Raw genomic sequence first — 18,950 nt, forward strand, 5'->3', positions numbered from 1 at the left:
GCGCACTGCCATCCTTATGAGATGGTTTACCTTATTCACCGAAGTATTAACCACAGAAATGCGACATGGCGACGGCACTGTTCTGCCGATCCGCTCCGGTGCTGCTGAAACGGCTTGCGGCGACAGCGCGTTCACATAGGATGCGCGCTGTTTTTTTGCCAGTACGGGCCGGGCAAACCGTTGCCTTACGCTGCGTCGTGACACCGGAACGAGTGAGGATTCCACATCATGCAGACCGAACCGAGTCGCGAAGCTCAGGGCGCCGTGCCGTTTTTCTCGGTGGTCATTCCGGCCTATAACCGCGCCGGACAGATCCGGCGGACGCTGGAATCCTGCCTCGCCCAGACCGAACCGAATTTCGAGATCGTGGTCGTCGATGACGGCTCGGCGGATGATACCGCCGGGGTGGTCGAGGCGATGGGCGATCCGCGTATCCGCTGCATCCGGCAGGACAACGCAGGTGCATCCTCGGCGCGCAATCGGGGCAGCGCCGAGGCGCGGGGTGACTACATCGCCTTTCTGGATTCCGACGACGAGTTCCTGCCGGAAAAGCTGGCACAGTTTCGCGCGGCCATATCTTCGGCGGATGATGGGGAACAGATCGTCTGGTATTCACCACTGTTTTTCCATCGCAGCGCGGATAACCGCATGGTCAAGCCGGATCGTGGCATCCGGCCCGACGAGCCGGTCGGCGATTATCTTTTCGCCGAGGACGGTCTGATGCAGACCTCAACGCTGGTCGTCCCCCGCGCGCTTCAGAACCGGGTCCGCTTCGATGAGAGCCTGCGCTGCCTCGAAGATCTGGATCTCTGCCTGCGCCTCGAAGCCGAGGGGGCGCATTTCCGGATGCTGCCCGATCCGCTGGTCATCTGGTATGACGACCAGTCCGTGGGACGGCTGTCCTATACCACCCGCCCCGAAGAGGTGCGCGACTGGGTGGCGCTGCAATCCTCCCGGCTCACCGAGCGCGCGGAGAGCGGGTTCATGGCACGCTTCCTGGTCCCCGAAATCGCGCGCAGCGAACCGGGCCGGGCCGTGAGCATCCTGCGGCGCGCGATCAGTGCGCGGGCGCTGTCGGCCAAGCGTGCGGCAGCGATCCTGATGCGCGGCGTGGCGCCCGGCGGATATCGCCGCCTGCGGGATCTGATCGTGAGGATCCGTCATGGCTGAGACCCTCGCCAAAACCGCCCCGAGCCGCACACCGCGCCATGTGGTCCATGTCACCGAAGCGCCGCTTGGCGGGGTGGTCACCTATCTCGAAGAGCTTCTCTCGGCACAGATCGCCGGGATGCCGGACACGCAGATCGAGCTGCTGACGCCCGAGGTCAATCGCGAGGCGCTGGCCGGGCTCGAAGGGCCGAATTTCAAGATGATCGCCTTTCCGCACCGACGCGGCTCGAAGGCCGATCTCATGCGGCTCGGCTGGCGGGTGATCCGCCATCTGCGCCGCACCCGCCCCGAGATATTGCATATCCATTCCAGCTTCGCCGGTGCGGCTATCCGCGCACTGGCACCGCTGATCCCGCGCGGCACAAAGGTCATCTATTGCCCGCATGGCTGGGCCTTCTCGCGCCGGGGCAGCAAGCGAATGCAGGAAGGTGTGGCGCGGGTCGAGCGGGCGCTCAGCCGGGTCACCGACCGGATCATCTGCATCTCGGACTATGAGCGGCAAGAGGCGCTGCATGCCGGGATCGCACCCGAAAAGCTGAGCGTGATCGATAACGGCGTAAGCCAGCGCTCCGGCATACCGGCCCCAGAGCCGAAAGCCGAGGACGCGCCGCGGCTGATCGCTTTTGCCGGGCGTTTCGACGAGCAGAAGGGATACGATACGTTTCTGGAGGTGATGCGCCTTCTGGGCGACGAGGCCCGCGCCATCGCCATCGGCAGCGCCATCGTCTCTGCCGACGAGCTTCCCGAGCTGCCGGACAATGTCCAACTGCTCGGCTGGCAGCCGCGCGACAAGGTCTATGCGCTCTATGCCGAGGCCGATCTGTTGCTGGTGCCGTCCCGGTGGGAGGGGTTCGGCCTGGTCGCGGTCGAGGCGATGCAGGCGCGGCTTGCCGTATTCGCCAGCCGCGTCGGAGGGTTGCAGGATATCGTCGTCGATGGTGAAACGGGAAGGCTGTTCACCCCCGACGATGCCGACCAGATCACCGCGATGATCCGCGAGACCAGCGATGCGCAGCTTCGCGATTATGGCGAGGCCGGCTATCGGCGCTATCTGTCGCGATACACCGCCGCGCGCATGGCGCGTGAGGTCGGCGCCCTCTATGCCGCCTTGCTGGATGAGGGCGCCGGCCGATCCTGATCAGAGGATGAAGTCATCCTCGGTCAGCGACACCGCCCCGTTCAGCACGATGCTGAAATCAAAGGCGCCATCGCCATTGGTGTCACCCTGAACATAGGTCTTGTTCTGACCCCGGTCGATATAGACGCCGAGATCCTCGGCATCGCGCAACCAGTTTCCGCCGATAAAATCGAATGACTGATCACCGCTGCGATTGCTGTTCGCGTCCACGCCGCTGACGTCTATCTTGTCGGCACCGCGCTTGAAATCGGTGATCAGGTCCCAGCCCATATTCGCCTTGAACACGAACAGATCGCTGCCGGCACCGCCGGTCAGCACGTCATCGCCCGAGCCGCCGTCGAGGATGTCGTCGCCGCCATTGCCGTCCAGACGATCACGACCGCCCTTGCCGATCAGCAGGCTGTCCTTATCCGTTCCGTCCAGCACGTCCCAGCCCGAACCGCCGGTCTGTTCGTCGATGCCGATCAGCGAGCCTCCGACGCTGCTGTTCGTGTCATCGGCATTGCCGAGCTCTTTGAACAGGTCATAGGCAGCCTTTGCGCGCCCATCCGCATATTTGAGCCCGAAGCCGCGATCGATGTCTGAATCCTGATATCCGAACCACATGATCGGCCCGGCCCAGTCGAGATCCTTTGCGATCTCCACCGCCTCGCGCAGGATACGTGCCTGCTCTGCCTCGGAGACGGTAACATTCTGGCCCCAGGTCGGCGCGCCCAGCTCGGTCATCCAGACCTGCTTGTCGCCATCGCCATTGGCCAGCATCGCGTCGCGGATGCCGTCTTCCATGATTTCCCAGCCGTTCCAGGCTTCGTCGTCGCTTGGGAAAAGCGGGAATGTATAGGGGTGATAGCCGACCGCATCGAAGGAATCGCCGCCGCCATTCGCATAGATCTGCTCGAGATAATCGACCGCTCCGTAAAGCCCGTTGCCGGTCGAAGGCACCGCCGCCAGACCGCCGGTGATGACGGTATCGTCGCCGTCGACCGCCTTGATCGCGTCATAGCTGCGCTTGAGCATGTCGGTATAATTGGCGGGGGTGATGCCTTTCATATTGGGTTCGTTAAAGATTTCCCAATGGTTCACCATATCGCCATAGCGTTGCGCCGCAGCACCGGCAAAATCGGCAAAAGCCTGGCGGTCGCCGGCCGAGTTCAGCTTCTCGCTGACCCAGTCGGGGGTGTTGTTCAGCACCGCGGCGATCTTGATCCCCGCCGCGTCAAGCGCATTGAACACCTTGTCGACGAGGCTCCAGTCAAAGCCGCCATTCTCTTTCGGCTGCACGAGGCTCCAGTGGATATCCAGCCGGACCCAGTCCACACCGAGTTCCTTGTAATCCGCGATTTCGGCATTCATTTCGGCGGTTGACTTGCCAAGAAGGTCGCCAAAAGGCGTGGCCATGCCGAGCTGGCCAGGGACAGTTCTGCTTATGGGCATTAATTCTGCTCTCGATCAGGTTAGGTTTTTTCTGCCGCCAGAGGCGGTTTTCACGATAAGTTCAACTGGTAACCTTCGGATACACTCCGTTTGTTGGCCTATCGAACTTCGTTTGAGAACCCCTGATAAATGTCCCAAGCGGCTTTGCGCCGACCGTTTTCGTTTACTATTCCGAACCACTCTTCATTATTGTCCGGATCGCTGCCCAGATCGCGATAGCTGTACCAGAAAAGCGGTCCGATCCAGTCATGCGCGCGGGCGTGCCGGAAGCCCTCGCGCAGGATCTCGGCCTGCTCGGCTTCGGTCACGCCACCATTGCGATCCGAACTGGGTGCGCCGAACTCGGTGATCCAGATCCGCTTTTCGGCATCGCCATTCGCCTCCATGATGTCGCGCAGCGCGATCGCCATCATGCCCCAGCCATTCCATCGCCAGTCAGGGTCGGGAAGGTCGGGATAGCTATAGGGGTGATAACCCACCGCATCGAAAGAATCGCCAGCACCTGCTGCGTAGACCTCGCGCAGGAAGGCGGGGGCCGCATAGTGCTGGAGGTTGAAGGGCGGGCCGGTCCAGCGAACGGCCGACATGCCCCCGAGGATCACCGTGGCATCGGGATCGGCGGCATGGATGGCGTCGTAGGCCGCGATCAGAAGCGCCGCATAAGCCTGTGGGTCGGGATGGGGCGGCCAGGGACCGGAGAGGTTCGGCTCGTTCCAGATCTCCCAGACATGGATGCCGCGCGGGGCGTAGCGCTCGACCGCGGCGGTCATGAAGCGGGCGAACTCGGCGGGGTCACGCGGCGTTGAACCGCCCTCGGCGATATTCCGCGCCCATCTCGGCGTAGTTCCGACCACGGGCAGAAAATTCAGCCCGAACTCCTCGGCCAGATCGACGATGCGGTCGGTCTCCTCCCAGTCGAATCGATTCGGGCCGGCAGCCTGCACGTCGGCCCAATAGATATCCGTGCGCAGCCAACGCACTCCGAGGCGAACGTAATCCTCGAATTCGGCGCGCAGCTCGGCGGCGCTTTGATCGCGCAGCGCGTTCAGCCCGACCGCCATGCCCGGCGTTCCGGGGGCTGTCTCGGCAGGCGCGGACCGCATCTGGGCCGCAGCAGGTTGCGCCGCAAACAGACCGAGCGCGACCAGTGCCGGTATGAAACGCCGCAGCGGGCCGGGCGATGGCATGGCGGCTCCTTTCGCTGGACTGCCCCGCTCAGAGCAGCCGCAGATCCCGAAGACGGCGCATGACGCGGGTCTCGTCCTGAGACCGACCGATCATGTGCAAAGCGCGATGGAAGATGCCGCGCCGATTCATCCGCCCGGCGGGCTTCCGCGAGGCTCCCTTCACCGCGACCCAACCGCGCTTTCCATCCCGCGTCGCGGCGTCGAGCCCGATCAGCGCCTCGAAGAAGCGCCGTATCATGATCAGCGCGCCCTGGCGTGAAATGGCGGGAACGTTCTCGGGCGGCTCGAGCCAGGGGTTGGTGTTGATCTCGAAAATCTGCGGTCGACCGTCGATAATCGCGTAATCGGCCCGGCCGTAATCTATGCCTGCTGCCTCGAAACCGCGGCGCAATACCTCGCGATCCTCGTCGCTGTTGAGAAAAGCGATCTCGCGGTCTGGCTGCGCGACATTGGCGGGATCGCTATGCTCGCCCTTGCAGACCCAATGCTGGCTGGTGTCGAGCGCAGAGGGGAACAGGCTGTCGCCTATGCGCATATAGGACCGCTTTTCATGAAGCCCGTCGGCGTTGCGGGCATCGACATATTCGGTGATCCCATAGCCCTGCGGCATGTCGAGCGCGGCAATCGCCTGTGACAGTTCGGCGGCATTCTGGATCAGTTGGGATTTCGGCCCGTCATGATCGCTTATTCCGCGCAGGAAGACGGGAAAACGCAGCTTTTCGGGCGGCGTGTCGATGGGGAGCAGGTCGAAATCATTGATCCCGGCCCGTTTCAGCGCCCCCATGATCTGCATCCGGCTGCCGATCCGGTCGGGGCGGTTCAGCACACGCAACCCCTGCGCCGCCGCTTCGAGATGTTGCAGCCGAGAGGTGATCCGCTCAACCTGCTCGTGCGCGAGCCGCTCGATATCGAGAAACAGATAGGTCGAGCGAGGCAGCCGCGGAAGCGACAGGAAATCGTCATATGACAGGATGATGACCCGCCCGTGAAGGGCATGGTCGCGCGTTTCGAGAACATCGCGGATCGTGTATTGATGTTCTTCCGAGATGACAAAGGTAAGCAATTGAAGACTCTGCACTAAGTTCTGCGGACGAGTTGAAGGAAATCGCGCATGCAACGGGGGCATACGACCAGCATGATCACCGGATAGGCCGCCATTCCGGTGAGAACTATGGCGAGAAGACGGAACGATGAAACGTCGATATTTGTTCCCCGCAGCCACAACCAGTCGACGAGCGCCGCCATGATCCAGGCACCGATCCAGGCCCGGACCAGACGCTCCATCGGCTCGGTCAGACCGCGGCCGAGAAGATAGACCGCAAAACCTATGCCGATGAAGACGGTGGCCGCCTCATAGGCGACGAAGGCCACGCCCGGCGTGTTGGGCATGTTCAGCTGCGCGCCAAGAACGAAAAAGACAGCCATCGCCACGAGCGCGACGGTGCTGCTGATGAGCCCATATTCCGGGCGACCAAGGGCGGAATACCCGGAAAAGTAAAAACGGAAGGGCAGCGCGATACCGACGCCGAGGCAGAGCATCTGCGACAGCGGCACCGATTCATCCCAGCCCGGCCCGACCAGAAGCGGCAGCAGAACCGGCGCGCTGACGGCCAGCCCGACGAAGGCCGGAATGATGAAGAAGCCGGTGCCCGCCGCGATGTCTCCGGCCTTCGAGGTGAGCGCCCGCGCATCGGTCTGCAACCGCACCAGAACCGAGAAGGCCAGATTATGGCCGACGCTCATCAGCGCCATACGCAGCGGATCGACGATGCGCAAAGCGATGTTCAGCTGCCCCAGAACCGCCTGCCCGAAATAGGCATTGGTCAGAAAGGCGAGCGCAGCAGGACCGGAATTCGTGACGCCGACATCCGCCAGATGCAGCCACGAGAAGCGGAACAGCTCGCGGAACCGCTGGCCGTGCCAGCGCACCGGAAGCATGATCCGCTGACCGCGCAGCCTGAGCGCTCCGGCGGCGAGCACCGGAAAAAACACATTCGGCAGCAGCCGTTGCAGGATCAGAGAATACACCCCCCAACCGGCAAAGGCGGCGAGGATCGCCGCGCCGCAGGCCAGCGTCGTGCTGATCGCATTGCAGGCAGAAAGGTCCACGAAACGCCGATGCCGCCGCGCCACCGCGCGCGCCACTGCGCCCGGCCCCTGCGCGAACAGCAGCAGGCTCGAAACGATCAGCGCCATCGCGAATCCTTCGGCACTGGCGAGATGTTCGATCACCGGACCGAACACGCCCGATATCGCCACAGAGGCCACCGTGAGAACCGCGGACACGAACAGCGCGGTCTCGAGATGCGAGGTATAAAGCTTGCGGCGCTGCGCCAGGGACTCTTCGAAAGGCAGGCCGATAAAGGCGGCCATGATGGTATTCACGCCCAGCACCATACTGGCCAGACCGAACTCTTCGGCGCTGAGAATCCGCGCGACCACCATCGTACTGCCCAGCTGAACCGCCAGCCGGGTGATCGTATCGGCGGCGGACGCGCCGATCCAAATCTTGAAACTCGCCATAGAACGACCTCGAAAAATCGAGCGCCTTGTGCGCCCATTCGCCGCAGGGCGCAAGCGGCAGTGGCAATGCAGCGCGACCGTTGCCGGAATGTTGAACAGCGCGCGATCACGCCATCTGCGGGCAAGGCATGTCGCGGAACTGGCTGGGAAATGGTGCTGCCGGAGAGATTTGAACTCTCGACCTCTCCCTTACCAAGGGAGTGCTCTACCCCTGAGCTACGGCAGCCTGATCGGCCTCGTTCGACCGTGAGGCGCGATTTAGACGAGCCCCGGTCGCGGCGCAAGGGGGCGGGCGAAGTTTTTGCCCCTCTGCGGTGACGAAAAACATGCTTTCCCGCAAGGCATTCCCGCGAGAGATAGAAAAACGCCCCGGACTTGCCGGGGCGCAGGTGACGCGGCGATGGTTCGGGCCGCGCGAACGGGCGGGTCTTCAGTTGCGGATCTCAGCGGGCTCGACGCCCCAGATCGCGGATTTCTGGACCCAGCCCTTGGCTCCGGCGCCGGAGATCCGGCACCATCCGATGTCGCATTCTCCGAGCCGCACAATGGCCCCGCCTTCGGCCTTGGCGATGACCCCGGCGTTCAGATCGGGGCGCGAACGCAGCTCGACCATCTCCTGTTGTACGATGGCGGTGCGCACGCCGGACAGAAGCTGATAATGGATCCAGCCCCCGGCCCCGTCGCGATCCTCGATCCGGCGCCAATGGCCGTATTCGCCAACCACCCGGAGCGGCATGCCCGAGTGACGAAACACCCAGTCGATGCGGTGCGACAGGGATGGTCCGCGCCGCACATTCCCCTCCTCGCCCTTCAGCGAGACATAGCGCGGGATCGGCAGGCGGGTGACCGGGCCGCGCTTGACTTCAGCGGGGGGCTGGGTCGCGTCGGTTTTCACGGCGGCCAGCCTCGTCGGCCGGGTCTCCGGACGGGTCGACTTTGGGACGGCGGCAGCAGGCGCGGGTGCTGTGGCGGGCGCTGTCGTCAGCGCGGCGGGCGCCGCGACGCTCGGCGCGTCCTCTTCGCCCTTGCTCAACGCGTGGGCTGGATGCAGCACCGCCATCGTCAGCGCCACTGCGCCAGCGCCCAGCACCGCCTTTGCCGGCCAGCCGAGCGCGCGCCATCTGGCACCCGCATGAGCCCCAGAGCTTCCTAATCCTTGACGCTTCGCCGAACGAAATGCCCGGCGGAATGACGGAGAGATATACGCCATCGTTTACTAACCTGCCCTCTGCGCGACTTTTCGCCGCTTGATATGTTCCGCGACTTGCGCCGCGCTGCCTCTGATCTGCCATGTCTTTGCACGGCTTCCGGGGTCTTGTGCCTGCGCCCCGATCAGGTGCAGTTTGCCGCAAGGCGCCTTCGTTTGAAAGAGAGGAATTCATGGCTGGCGGCAAATCCAGGCCACGTGTGGCCGTAACGCGACGCCTGCCGGCGCCGGTCGAGGCGCGGATGCGCGATCTGTTCGAGTTGCGGCTCAACGAGGATGACCGGCGGCTCGGCCGCAGCGAGCTGCTGGCGCTGATGCAGGAAAACGACGTGCTGGTGCCGACCCTCTCCGACCGGATCGACGCCGACTTGCTGGCCGGGGCCGGTGATCGGCTGAAGCTGATCGCCAATTACGGCGCGGGGATCGACCATATCGACGTGGCGGCGGCCCGGCAGCGCGATATCCAGGTCTCGAACACGCCGGGCGTGCTGACCGAAGACACGGCCGATATGACCATGGCGCTGATCATCGCTGTGACGCGGCGTCTGCACGAAGGTTTCACGGTCATGCAGTCCGGCGAGTGGGAGGGATGGTCGCCCACCGCTTTTCTCGGCGGGCGGATCGGCGGGCGCAAGCTGGGGATCCTCGGAATGGGCCGGATCGGGCGCGCGGTCGCGCGGCGCGCCCACGCCTTCGGGATGGAGATCCATTACCACAATCGCAGCCGGCTGCGCCCCGAAACCGAGGCGGAGCTGCATGCGACATGGTGGGACAGCCTCGATCAGATGCTCGCCCGCACGGATGTGATCAGCGTCAACGTTGCGCATACGCCGGCAACGTTTCATCTGCTCTCGGCGCGGCGGCTGCGCTTGTTGAAACCCTCGGCCGTGGTCATCAACACCTCGCGCGGCGAGGTGATCGACGAAAACGCCCTGACCCGGATGCTGCGCGCCGGTGAGATCGCGGGGGCCGGGCTGGATGTGTATGAGCATGGGCATGAGGCCAATCCAAGGCTTCGCAATCTGCCCAATGTCGTGCTGCTGCCCCATATGGGGAGCGCGACGGAGGAAGGCCGCATCGAGATGGGCGAGAAGGTAATCCTCAACATCCAGACCTACGCGAATGGTCACCGCCCGCCGGATCTGGTTGTGCCGGGAACGCTTTGAGGACAAGCACGCGGCCCTTGCTGCTCGACAGCGCAGCTCACACGAGTCCCCCTTATCGATCCCGCGATGTTCCTCCCTTCGGCTCCGTAAATCCTCCTTAAGAAGGGCGCGGTAGGGGAAGTTACGCACCGCGCGATGACGGTCAGGCTCCCCATCCGCGTTAAGGCCGAGCCTGCCCGTTTTATTTCTCATATCGGGAACGCCGCGCCGGGCTGAACAGGAAGGGGCCGCATCACCCGGATGCGGCCCCGAAGGATCGGATCAGCCTTGCGCGGATCAGGGCGCGGTCACGTCGCAGCGAAGTTGCTGTTCGGAGAGGCTCGCGCAGGTCTTGCTTGCATCGGCTTGCGACAGCCCGACCAGGGTCGCCTCGTAACCCTTGGACGATTCACGCACATGACGCAGGGACCCTTCCAGCAGCGCACTTTCCTGCATCGCCACCTGCATCAGCCGCGCATCCGCCTGATCGCGGGTCTTGAAGCGACCCAGCGAGACACCCCAGGCCTGCCCGCCCGAAGAGGAAGCCCGCGCAATCTTTTCGGTCGGCTTCGGCTCGGGGGTGCCGCCATTTCCGCCAGAGCTGATGATGACCGTCTCAGAGCGGCGCTCGGGTTTCGGAGAGGAGTCCAGCGTCAGGTCGTTATTCGACGGGACCACGTTGGCGGTGCTGGCCGCAGCGACCGCGCTGGGCGTCGCCTCGCGGCGCGGGGACGGGACCGGACGGGCCGACGCGGTCAGCAATGTCTTGCCACCCGAGGCGGGCGCGGCAGCCTCTGCCAAAGCCGTCTTCACAGCCTCATCCGTAGATCCCTGCGCGACCGAACTCGCCCCACCCGGCTTTGCCGGCGGGCGCGCGCTGCTGGCCAGCCGCACGCTGGCCTTGGGCGTGGCGGGTTGCGGCTGCGGCGCGGGTTTCTGGGACGCGGCGAGCGCCATGGCGTCGTTCAGCGCCGAGTTGAGGCTTTCCCGTGGCACCGAGGCCTGCGCCGCAGGCGCAGCCGCGAGCGATGCCGGGCGCGCTTCGGGTGCGACCGATTTGGTCATTGCCGTCGCCACCTTCCGGCTGGAGCCCCGATCGACGATATATTGCGGCGGCTCGGGCTTGACCTCGCGCACGCGGGTCGGGGCGCGGCCGAAGCCCATATCCAGCAGCTTCGCCATGGTGGCGTTGCGCTGCGCTGTCGAGGTGCCGCCGAAGACCGTGGCGATGATCCGCTTCGATCCGCGCTGCGCCGAAGCGGTCAGATTGAAGCCGGCAGCGCGGGTATAGCCGGTCTTGATCCCGTCGGCGCCCGCATAGTTGCTGAGGAAATTGCGGTTGGTCGACCGCACCGTGGCAATCCCCGCATCGGCCGAGCGGCGCGAAAAGATCGAATAATATTGCGGAAAGTCGTAAAAGAGCCGCCGCCCGAGCGTGGTCATGTCGCGGGCGGTCGAGAAATGGCCCGACTGGGTCAGCCCGTTGGCGTTGCGGAACTGGGTATTCCGCATGCCAAGCGCCTGCGCCATGCCGGTCATCTGCGCGGCGAACTTGGCCTCGGAGCCGGCGAGGTTCTCGCCGATCGCCGTGGCCGCGTCATTGGCCGATTTGATCGCCGCGGCGCGGATCAGATAGCGCAGCTCGATCTTTTGACCGGCGCGCAGACCGAGACGCGAGGGCACCTCGTTCGCGGCATTGGTCGATACGGTGAATTTCGTATCGAGCCGCACCTGCCCGCGTTCGATCGCGGTAAAGGCCATGTAAAGCGTCATCATCTTGGTCAGAGATGCCGGATGCAGACGCGTATCTGCGTTTTGCGCGTGGATCTGCTTGCCGGTTCGGCCATCCATGACAAAGGCCGCAAAGGGCGCGGATTGCGCGGCGAGGGGAATCAGGAACGCCAATAGCGTCAGCAATCCTGCGCGGAACGTCGTGCTGAATCTGGTCACTGTCTCGATCTCTTCTGCCTGTATGCGGCCCGGTTCTTTTAGTGGGCCGTCGTTAATATTTCGACAATAGCACAGGGAATCCCGTGCGGAAACCTCGCATTTTCGCGATTTTCGGACGCCTCACGCGCGCTCAGCCGGAATTCGCCGCAGCGGACGGGGTTTCATTGGCGCCAAAACCGCCTATATTCGGGCAAAGCCAACAATCACCCGATAATCGTCTGCTATGTCCCAGGATCCCGGCCACCGCGAGGAGACCGATCTCGCCGTCAAACCGCGTTCGAAAACGCAGCGCCCGCCCATGTACAAGGTGCTGCTGCTCAACGATGACTTCACCCCGATGGAGTTCGTCGTGCATGTGCTCGAACGGCTCTTTGCCATGTCCCACGCCCAGGCGATGGAGATCATGCTGACCGTGCACCGCAAGGGCATCGCCGTGGTCGGCGTCTTCTCTCATGAAATCGCGGAGACAAAGGTCGCGCAGGTGATGGAACTGGCGCGCCGTCAGCAGCATCCGCTGCAATGCACCATGGAAAAAGAATAGACGATGCGCGCTGCCCGCCTGGCGCTTGCCTTCCCCGACGCTCCGCCCGGCAGGATGCTGATCCTCGGGGTGGATGGCGCGGAGGATCTGTCGGTCTTCGCGGCCGAGCGCACGCTTATCGTCGAGGGAATGGCGCAACATCACGCAGCGCTGAAGGCGCGGGGTTTTGAAGTCGCGACCGAGGCCGAGGGCCAGTTCGAGACGGCGCTGGTGACCATCCCTCGCGCCCGCGCCGCCGCACGCGCCCGTCTGGCCGAGGCCGCTGCGCATCTGGTCGAGGGCGGCGCGCTCTGGATCGACGGTCAGAAGACCGATGGGGTCGAATCCATTCTCAAGGAAATCAAGTCGCTCGCTGACATATCTGAAGTTCACGCCAAGGCGCATGGCAAGATCGCCCTGCTGAGCGATCCGGGCGCGATCCCCGCTGATTGGCAGGCGCAACCGATCTCACCGGCGCCGGGGTTCACCACCCTGCCCGGCATGTTCTCGGCCGAGAGCGTCGATCCCGGTTCTGCCGCACTTGCGGCAGCACTTCCCGACAAACTGCCGATGCGCATCGTCGATCTGGGCGCGGGCTGGGGCTGGCTGTCGGCGCAGATCCTGACCCATCGCGGCGTCGATGAGCTGCATCTCGTCGAGGCCGATCATGCGGCGCTCGCCTGCGCAAGGCAGAACGTGACAGATCCGCGCGCCCGGTTCCACTGGGCCGATGCCCGCAATTTTCGCCTGCCCGAGCCGGTGAACGGCGTCATCATGAACCCGCCCTTCCATCAGGGCCGGGCAGCAGATCCGGGACTCGGTGCGGCGTTCATCCGCAGCGCTGCCGGGATGCTCACCGGCGCCGGACGGTTGTGGATGGTGGCAAACCGGCATCTGCCGTATGAGGCCGAGCTGTCCCGCCATTTCGCCGATGTGACCGAGATCGGCGGCGACACCCGCTTCAAGATCCTGAGCGCCACCGGCGCGGGCAGTAAGAGCAGGAGAAAAACATGAGCAATTCCGTCGACGGCAAGACCGCCATCGTTACCGGCGCCGGGCGCGGCATCGGGCTTGCCATTGCCCGGCAGCTTCATGATCGCGGTGCGAATGTGATGCTCGCCGATGTGGACGAGAAAGCCCTCGATCAGGAAATCGAGCGGTTCGGCGAGGATGCCCGGGCACGCAGCTTCAGTGCGGACATGTCTCAGAAACTGTCGATGGCCAATCTGCTTTCGGCCACGATCGACGCGTTTGACCGGGTCGATATTCTGGTGAACGCGCATCGCCTGGTGAAGCCAAGCGACCCTTTGGGCGGTGGCGAGGAAGATCTCGAAGAGATGCTGCGGCAAAACCTCATGGCCGGGCTGCGCATGTCGAAGATCGTGGCCAAGCGGATGATATCGCAGCGGAAAGAGGAAAAGAACGATGATGGCCGCATCTCGGGCGCGATCGTCAATCTGACGACGCTGGCCGCGCAGCGCCCACACCCCGAGTTGCTGGCCTATTCCATCGCCTCGGCGGCGCAGGATCAGGCGACGCGCGCGCTTGCCCTCGCTCTCGCACCTCAGCGCATCCGGGTGAATTCCGTTGCCTTCGGATCGGTGATGACAAATGAGCTGAAAACCATGCTCAAGGAAAATCCCGAGCTTCGCGACGGCATCATCCGGGGCACGCCGATGGGCCGTATCGCCGAATCCGAAGAACTCGCCGAGGCGGTGCTGTATCTGGTCGGCGACGGGGCCGGTTTCGTGACTGGCCAGATCATCAATGTCGATGGCGGGCGCAGCCTTCTGGACCCGGTTCAGGCGGCAATGTTCTAGGCCCGGTCTTCCGGATAGGCCGCGCGGCACTGCCGTATGGCGCTTGCAGCGCGCGCCGTCTCGGAGTCCAGCTTTGCCTGCAGGTTATCCCGGGTGCGTCTTTCGGCGGCCGGATCGATGGGCACGCGATAGCGCTCGGTGTCGATCCGGTCCCGCCAGCAGCCATAGCTGACGATCCGCAGTTCTCCGTCATCGTCGCGCACCGGGCGGCGGCAGGTCGTGTAGGCCGTCCGCGACACCTCGCGCTCGCGCCAGGCATAGCCGCGCGCCAGATTGGCATTGGTTTCATCGAGAAGCCTGCTCAACGCGCGGTATTCGCTCGTGTTGCGGCTGATGCAGCGCTCCTGCGGGGTGCCGCAAGCGGCCAGCACGGCCAGAAGCGGCAGGGTGAGGACGAGGGGTCGGATCATGTCGGCGCCTGAATGTCTACGTTTCGTGCGAGGTTAGCGGCGGTCCCACGCAGTCACAAATCAACTTTCGTCAGCGCGCGCTCTGATGCGACAATCCCGACATTGCCTGCCCGTTCAAGCGGCTTTAGGAACGGCGCGACATTTGCAAGGGCCCCGGACCGGGTTGCCGCCCCATCGCGAGGACATGACATGGCCGAGATGCTGAAAGAGCGCCGCGAGGCCGCGGACTGGTTCCGGACCCTGCGCGACCGGATCACTGCCGCTTTCGAAATGCTGGAGGATCGCGCGGCCGGAGACGTTCCGGCCGGGCGCTTCGATGTGACCCCGACCGAGCGGGCCGGGAATGGCGGCGGCGGGCTCATGTCGGTGATGCGCGGCGGGCGTGCTTTCGAGAAGGTCGGGGTGAACTGGTCCGAGGTGCACGGCACGCTTTCGCCCCGTGCCCAGGCGGCGATGGCCGCGCGGGGCGTGCCGGGGATGGAGTCAGACGGGCGGTTCTGGGCGTCCGGCATCAGCCTGGTCGCGCATATGCAGAACCCCCACGCCCCGGCGGTGCATATGAACACGCGCATGTTCTGGACCCCGAACGCCTGGTGGTTCGGCGGCGGCTCCGATCTCAACCCCTGCATCGAATACGCCGAGGATACCGCGCATTTTCACGCCATTCTGCAATCGGCCTGCACGCCGCACGGGGCGGATTATTACGACCGCTTCAAGGCCTGGGCGGACGAGTATTTCTTTATCCCCCATCGTGGGCGCGCGCGGGGTGTGGGAGGGATCTTTTACGACGATCTCAACAGCGGCGACTGGCGGGCCGATTTCAACTTTACCCGCGCCGTGGGAGAGGCATTTCTGCCCGCCTTCCTGCCGCTCGTCGAAAAGCGCATGACCCAGCCCTTTGACGGCGCCGACAAGAACGCACAGCTGATTCATCGCGGGCTCTATGCCGAATACAACCTTGTCTATGACCGCGGCACGAAATTCGGGCTGGAGACGGGACATAACGCCGATGCGGTGCTGATGAGCCTGCCGCCGCTGGCGAAATGGGTCTGAACTAGCGCGCCGCCGCTTCCGCCTCTGGGTAGAACCGCGCCATGGTCAGCGCGCGGGTCAGGTTCAGCACCATCAGCGCCGCCCAAAGCCCGTGATTGCCAAAGGCAGTCGGCAGGATCAGCAGCGCCATGACATAGACGCAGACCGTCTCGATCATGGCGCGGCGCATCCGCCCGGTCAGGGTGGCACCGATGAAGATCCCGTCCAGCATCCAGCTTGCAATCCCGATCAGCGGGGCGGCGACGAGCCAGGGCAGGAAGTGCCGGGCCTCGGCGCGGACCTCGGTGGCGGTGGTCAGAAGGTCGATGATCCACGGGCCCGCGACCAGAAAGACCAGCCCCAGAAGTGCCGCTCCGGCCACGCCCCACTGGCTGGACAGCACCGCGGCGCGGCGCAGCGCGGCGGGCCGGCGCGCGCCTGCCGCCTGCCCGACCAGCGATTCCGCGGCAAAGGCAAAACCGTCCAGACCGAAAGCGGTGATCTGGAGAAATTGCAGAAGCACCTGATTGGCGGCGAGCGTGACATCGCCCTCGCCGGCCGACAGGAAGATGAAGCTGGTGAAGGACGCTTGCAGCAGCACCGAGCGGATCATGATATCCGAATTCACCCGCAACAGCCGCATCAGACGGTGCCGCGCAAACAGCCCCGCGCGCCCGGTGGCCGCCATCAGCGCCTCGCGGCAGAACCACAGCCCGAGCGCCAGCCCCGAGAACTCGGCGATCAGCGTGGCCGCCGCGATCCCGCCGACGCCATGCCCGAGCCCGAGCACGAAGCCGAGATCCAACACGATGTTCAGCCCGTTCTGAAGCAACTGCAGCACAAGCACGTGTCGCGTGCGCTCCATCGCGATGAGCCAGCCGGTAATGGCGTAAAGGGCGATGGTCGCGGGCGCGCCCCAGATGCGGATCGCGAGATAGCGCCCGGCCAGCGTCTCGACCTCGGCGCTGGCCGGGGCAAGGCGGAAGGCCGCGCCGAACAGCAGCGGGTGCAGCAGGATCAATGACAGCCCAGCCACCGCCGCGATGACCAGGGCGCGGATCAGATGCGCCCCGGTTTCGGTGCCGTCGCCGGCGCCATGGGCCTGTGCGACGAGGCCGGAAGTCCCCATGCGCAAAAACCCGAACACCCAGTATATCGAGGTGAGGATCACCGCACCCACGCCGACCGCCCCTATGGGCGCGGCCTCGCCAAGCTGGCCGATCACCCCGGTATCGACCGCACCGAGGATCGGTATCGTCGCGTTGGACAGCACGATCGGCAGCGCGATCGCCAGCACCCGGCGATGGGTGATCGGCCGGATTCCTGTCACGCGGATCAGCCCTGAGGCATCAGGAAATGCGCGGTGGCCTGTGCAAAGAGCTTGGCCCGGTTATCCTGCCACGCCTCGACATGGACCGAGGCATAGCGCCGGCCCGAACGCACGACATTGGCCCGCGCATAGGCATCGCGCGGCAGGCCAGAGCGAAGATAATCCACCGTGAAGTCGATGGTCTTGGGCAGGCGCGGCATCGTGTCCGGGATCGCCGCGTCAGGCACGATCCGACCCGATTCGAGATCCTCCCAGATCGCCGACCAAGACAGTTCGATAATCGCCGCGATCTCGAGAAAGGCGGCGGTCGCACCGCCGTGGATCGCGGGCAGGAACGGGTTGCCGATCAGCTTTTCGTCGAACGGCATCACCGCGGTCAGCTCGTCCCCGCGGCGGTCGAAGCGGATGCCCATCCAGCGGATATAGGGCACGCCACCGACAAGCGCATTCAACGCGCTGTCGCGGCGGTTCTTGACCTGCTGAAGCGGTTCATTGCGGTTGGCCATCTCAGCGCTCCAGCGTAAAGGCGCCGGTCGCGGTGGCGACAGGATCGGCGCGGTCGTCATCGAAGGCCTGGGTGCGCACGAAGGCGACCGAGCGGGTGACGTGATAGCAATGCGATCTCGCGGTGATCTTCTGTCCCGGCGTCGCGCCGCGCATATAGTCGATGCGCAGATCTATCGTCGCCGTCGATTTCGGCGCCGTGCCATGCGACAGCACCGCGGCACCGCTGCAGGTGTCCATCAGCGCCGAGATTACCCCGCCATGCACCACGCCGCTGCGCGGATCGCCGACGAAATCCTCCTGCCAGCCCATCGATATTTCGGCCTCCCCCTCCTCCAGCCGCTCGAGCTTCATGCCGAGCGCACGGGCGAAGGGCAGCGCCTCGATGAATTGCTGCGCCACGCGGTCGCGGATCTCGCTGGCTGTCGGCTCGTCACTGGTCATGATGCACTCCCGCATTGATGTCCTGCTGATAGCCGTCCGGGGCGGCTGCCTGCAATAGAGGTTAGTTTCCTTTGCATATGGTTGCGGGATCAGCCCTTCCGGTTTAGCGTTGCAGACAAATTTCCGAAGCGCAGGATCAAGATGCAAGGTTCCGACGAACTCAGCTTCAAAGAAATGTGCGCCCGCTTCGACGTGACCCCGCGGACGCTGCGTTACTATGAGTATATCGAGCTGCTCAAACCCCGCAAAGAAGGCCGCACCCGGTTCTATTCGGGCCGCGAGGTTGCACGGATGACACTGATCCTGCGCGGGCGGCGCTTCGGGTTCAGCCTCGAAGAGATCCGGCAATGGCTGGAAATGTACGACCAGAAGGGCGACCGCGAGCAATACGAGGTCTGGATCGACCGCGCCAACCGCCAGATAGAGCTGTTGCAGGAGCAGCAGGAAAGCCTTGGCGTCGCGATCAGGGATCTGCGCGAATTGCGCGACGAAACGGTCGAGATCCTCCGTAAGATGGGCTGAGCCCGACCCGTTCCCTCGCTATCGATCATCATGCACCACCCGTCAGGCATATGTCAGGCGGGTGTTTTTTTGCATCCGCGCCGATCGCGTCCAGGAGGTTCGGTGACGCAGCGTCTTAGTTTACGTTCGCGTCAACTAATGTCATATTAGCACTCACAAGCTAGGTTCAGCCGCATTGTGAAATAGAGGAGGCACCGCCATGGCTGAAGATCTCATGACCATCCGTCAGATGTGCGATGCGTTCGACGTGACACCGCGCACGCTCCGCTTCTATGAATCGCGTGAGCTGATCGCGCCCGAGCGTCGCGGCCAGCACCGTTTCTATGACCGTCAGGATCGCGGCCGGCTTAAGCTGATCCTTCAGGGCAAGCGTTTCGGTTTCAGCCTGGAACAGATCCGCCAGCTGCTCGAACTCTACAATCCCGGCGAAGACAACGTCACCCAGCTTGCCGCGACGATCGACGCCTCGCGGCAGCGTCTGGCCGACATGATGCGCCAGCAGGAAGAGCTGAAGACCGCGATCATCGACCTGACCCAGCAGATCGCCGAGGCCGAGCGCCTGCTGACCGAACGCAGTGACGAACGCCACAGCGCCTGATCGCTGCGGCCGTCCC

At 64.3% G+C, this 18,950-nt stretch carries 19 protein-coding genes and 1 tRNA gene; 9 read left to right on the forward strand and 11 right to left on the reverse strand.

Annotated features, from left to right (window positions below; all coding sequences use genetic code 11):
• The first annotated feature begins 228 nt into the window (after positions 1 to 228).
• Positions 229 to 1,170, forward strand: a complete 942-nt coding sequence (locus PAF18_RS07115; protein ID WP_271117904.1) for a glycosyltransferase family 2 protein — start codon at positions 229 to 231, stop codon at positions 1,168 to 1,170.
• Positions 1,163 to 2,308, forward strand: a complete 1,146-nt coding sequence (locus PAF18_RS07120) for a glycosyltransferase (protein ID WP_271117905.1) — start codon at positions 1,163 to 1,165, stop codon at positions 2,306 to 2,308. Before PAF18_RS07115 ends, PAF18_RS07120 begins: the two co-directional genes overlap by 8 nt.
• On the opposite strand, the gene PAF18_RS07125 is transcribed toward PAF18_RS07120, so the two are convergent.
• The 6 genes from PAF18_RS07125 to PAF18_RS07150 all read right to left on the reverse strand — a co-directional run bounded on the left by PAF18_RS07125 (position 2,309) and on the right by PAF18_RS07150 (position 8,542).
• A complete protein-coding gene (locus tag PAF18_RS07125; RefSeq protein WP_271117906.1) occupies positions 2,309 to 3,706 on the reverse strand; it encodes a cellulase family glycosylhydrolase in 1,398 nt (465 codons plus the stop codon).
• A gap of 134 nt (positions 3,707 to 3,840) precedes the next feature.
• Positions 3,841 to 4,929, reverse strand: coding sequence for a cellulase family glycosylhydrolase (locus PAF18_RS07130; RefSeq protein WP_271117907.1), 1,089 nt, complete (start codon positions 4,927 to 4,929; stop codon positions 3,841 to 3,843).
• A 28-nt stretch (positions 4,930 to 4,957) separates the two neighbouring features.
• Positions 4,958 to 5,992 (reverse strand): ATP-grasp domain-containing protein, encoded by a 1,035-nt coding sequence (locus tag PAF18_RS07135; RefSeq protein ID WP_271117908.1) that lies wholly within the window; start codon positions 5,990 to 5,992, stop codon positions 4,958 to 4,960.
• 14 nt (positions 5,993 to 6,006) lie between these two features.
• A complete protein-coding gene (locus tag PAF18_RS07140) occupies positions 6,007 to 7,452 on the reverse strand; it encodes an oligosaccharide flippase family protein (protein ID WP_271117909.1) in 1,446 nt (481 codons plus the stop codon).
• 151 nt (positions 7,453 to 7,603) lie between these two features.
• Positions 7,604 to 7,678, reverse strand: a tRNA-Thr gene (locus PAF18_RS07145).
• Positions 7,679 to 7,882: 204 nt separating this feature from the next.
• Positions 7,883 to 8,542: an SH3 domain-containing protein gene (locus PAF18_RS07150; protein WP_271117910.1), complete on the reverse strand. Its 660-nt coding sequence runs from the start codon at positions 8,540 to 8,542 to the stop codon at positions 7,883 to 7,885.
• A 290-nt stretch (positions 8,543 to 8,832) separates the two neighbouring features.
• On the opposite strand from PAF18_RS07150, the gene PAF18_RS07155 reads away from it, so the two are divergent.
• On the forward strand, positions 8,833 to 9,825 hold the full coding sequence (locus tag PAF18_RS07155) for a 2-hydroxyacid dehydrogenase (protein WP_271117911.1): 993 nt from the start codon (positions 8,833 to 8,835) through the stop codon (positions 9,823 to 9,825).
• 276 nt (positions 9,826 to 10,101) lie between these two features.
• Here PAF18_RS07155 and PAF18_RS07160 read toward each other — a convergent pair whose 3' ends face one another.
• Positions 10,102 to 11,655 carry a D-alanyl-D-alanine carboxypeptidase family protein gene (locus PAF18_RS07160; protein WP_434802252.1) on the reverse strand — a complete coding sequence of 518 codons (1,554 nt, stop codon included), beginning with the start codon at positions 11,653 to 11,655 and terminating at the stop codon, positions 10,102 to 10,104.
• A gap of 322 nt (positions 11,656 to 11,977) precedes the next feature.
• Here PAF18_RS07160 and clpS point away from each other — a divergent pair, with 322 nt between their 5' ends.
• From clpS to PAF18_RS07175, 3 genes are read left to right on the forward strand one after another with little or no spacing between them, the layout of a single operon-like run.
• Positions 11,978 to 12,295, forward strand: coding sequence for an ATP-dependent Clp protease adapter ClpS (gene clpS, locus PAF18_RS07165; protein ID WP_271117913.1), 318 nt, complete (start codon positions 11,978 to 11,980; stop codon positions 12,293 to 12,295).
• 3 nt (positions 12,296 to 12,298) lie between these two features.
• Entirely contained in the window at positions 12,299 to 13,288 is a 990-nt protein-coding gene (locus PAF18_RS07170; protein ID WP_271117914.1) for a class I SAM-dependent methyltransferase, read from the forward strand.
• Positions 13,285 to 14,094 (forward strand): SDR family NAD(P)-dependent oxidoreductase, encoded by an 810-nt coding sequence (locus tag PAF18_RS07175; protein ID WP_271117915.1) that lies wholly within the window; start codon positions 13,285 to 13,287, stop codon positions 14,092 to 14,094. The genes PAF18_RS07170 and PAF18_RS07175 overlap by 4 nt, the downstream gene beginning before the upstream one ends.
• Here PAF18_RS07175 and PAF18_RS07180 read toward each other — a convergent pair.
• Positions 14,091 to 14,504 carry a hypothetical protein gene (locus tag PAF18_RS07180; RefSeq protein WP_271117916.1) on the reverse strand — a complete coding sequence of 138 codons (414 nt, stop codon included), beginning with the start codon at positions 14,502 to 14,504 and terminating at the stop codon, positions 14,091 to 14,093. The genes PAF18_RS07175 and PAF18_RS07180 overlap by 4 nt on opposite strands.
• Before the next feature lie 189 nt (positions 14,505 to 14,693).
• Here PAF18_RS07180 and hemF point away from each other — a divergent pair, with 189 nt between their 5' ends.
• Positions 14,694 to 15,557 (forward strand): oxygen-dependent coproporphyrinogen oxidase, encoded by an 864-nt coding sequence (gene hemF / locus PAF18_RS07185; RefSeq protein WP_271117917.1) that lies wholly within the window; start codon positions 14,694 to 14,696, stop codon positions 15,555 to 15,557.
• A 1-nt stretch (position 15,558) separates the two neighbouring features.
• Here the strand turns inward: hemF and PAF18_RS07190 are convergent, their stop codons facing one another.
• Genes PAF18_RS07190 through PAF18_RS07200 form a run of 3 tightly spaced genes read right to left on the reverse strand, consistent with a single transcriptional unit; the run spans position 15,559 to position 17,814 of the window.
• Positions 15,559 to 16,866: an MATE family efflux transporter gene (locus tag PAF18_RS07190; protein ID WP_434802247.1), complete on the reverse strand. Its 1,308-nt coding sequence runs from the start codon at positions 16,864 to 16,866 to the stop codon at positions 15,559 to 15,561.
• A 5-nt stretch (positions 16,867 to 16,871) separates the two neighbouring features.
• Entirely contained in the window at positions 16,872 to 17,372 is a 501-nt protein-coding gene (locus PAF18_RS07195) for a PaaI family thioesterase (protein WP_271117918.1), read from the reverse strand.
• A gap of 1 nt (position 17,373) precedes the next feature.
• A complete protein-coding gene (locus tag PAF18_RS07200; RefSeq protein ID WP_271117919.1) occupies positions 17,374 to 17,814 on the reverse strand; it encodes a PaaI family thioesterase in 441 nt (146 codons plus the stop codon).
• Positions 17,815 to 17,955: 141 nt separating this feature from the next.
• Between PAF18_RS07200 and PAF18_RS07205 the strand changes: the two genes are divergently transcribed.
• Positions 17,956 to 18,336: a MerR family transcriptional regulator gene (locus PAF18_RS07205; RefSeq protein WP_271117920.1), complete on the forward strand. Its 381-nt coding sequence runs from the start codon at positions 17,956 to 17,958 to the stop codon at positions 18,334 to 18,336.
• Positions 18,337 to 18,535: 199 nt separating this feature from the next.
• On the forward strand, positions 18,536 to 18,934 hold the full coding sequence (locus tag PAF18_RS07210) for a MerR family transcriptional regulator (protein WP_271117921.1): 399 nt from the start codon (positions 18,536 to 18,538) through the stop codon (positions 18,932 to 18,934).
• The last annotated feature ends 16 nt before the right edge of the window (positions 18,935 to 18,950 follow it).

Origin of the sequence: Paracoccus sediminicola (assembly GCF_027912835.1) — a bacterium.
Taxonomy (GTDB): domain Bacteria; phylum Pseudomonadota; class Alphaproteobacteria; order Rhodobacterales; family Rhodobacteraceae; genus Paracoccus; species Paracoccus sediminicola.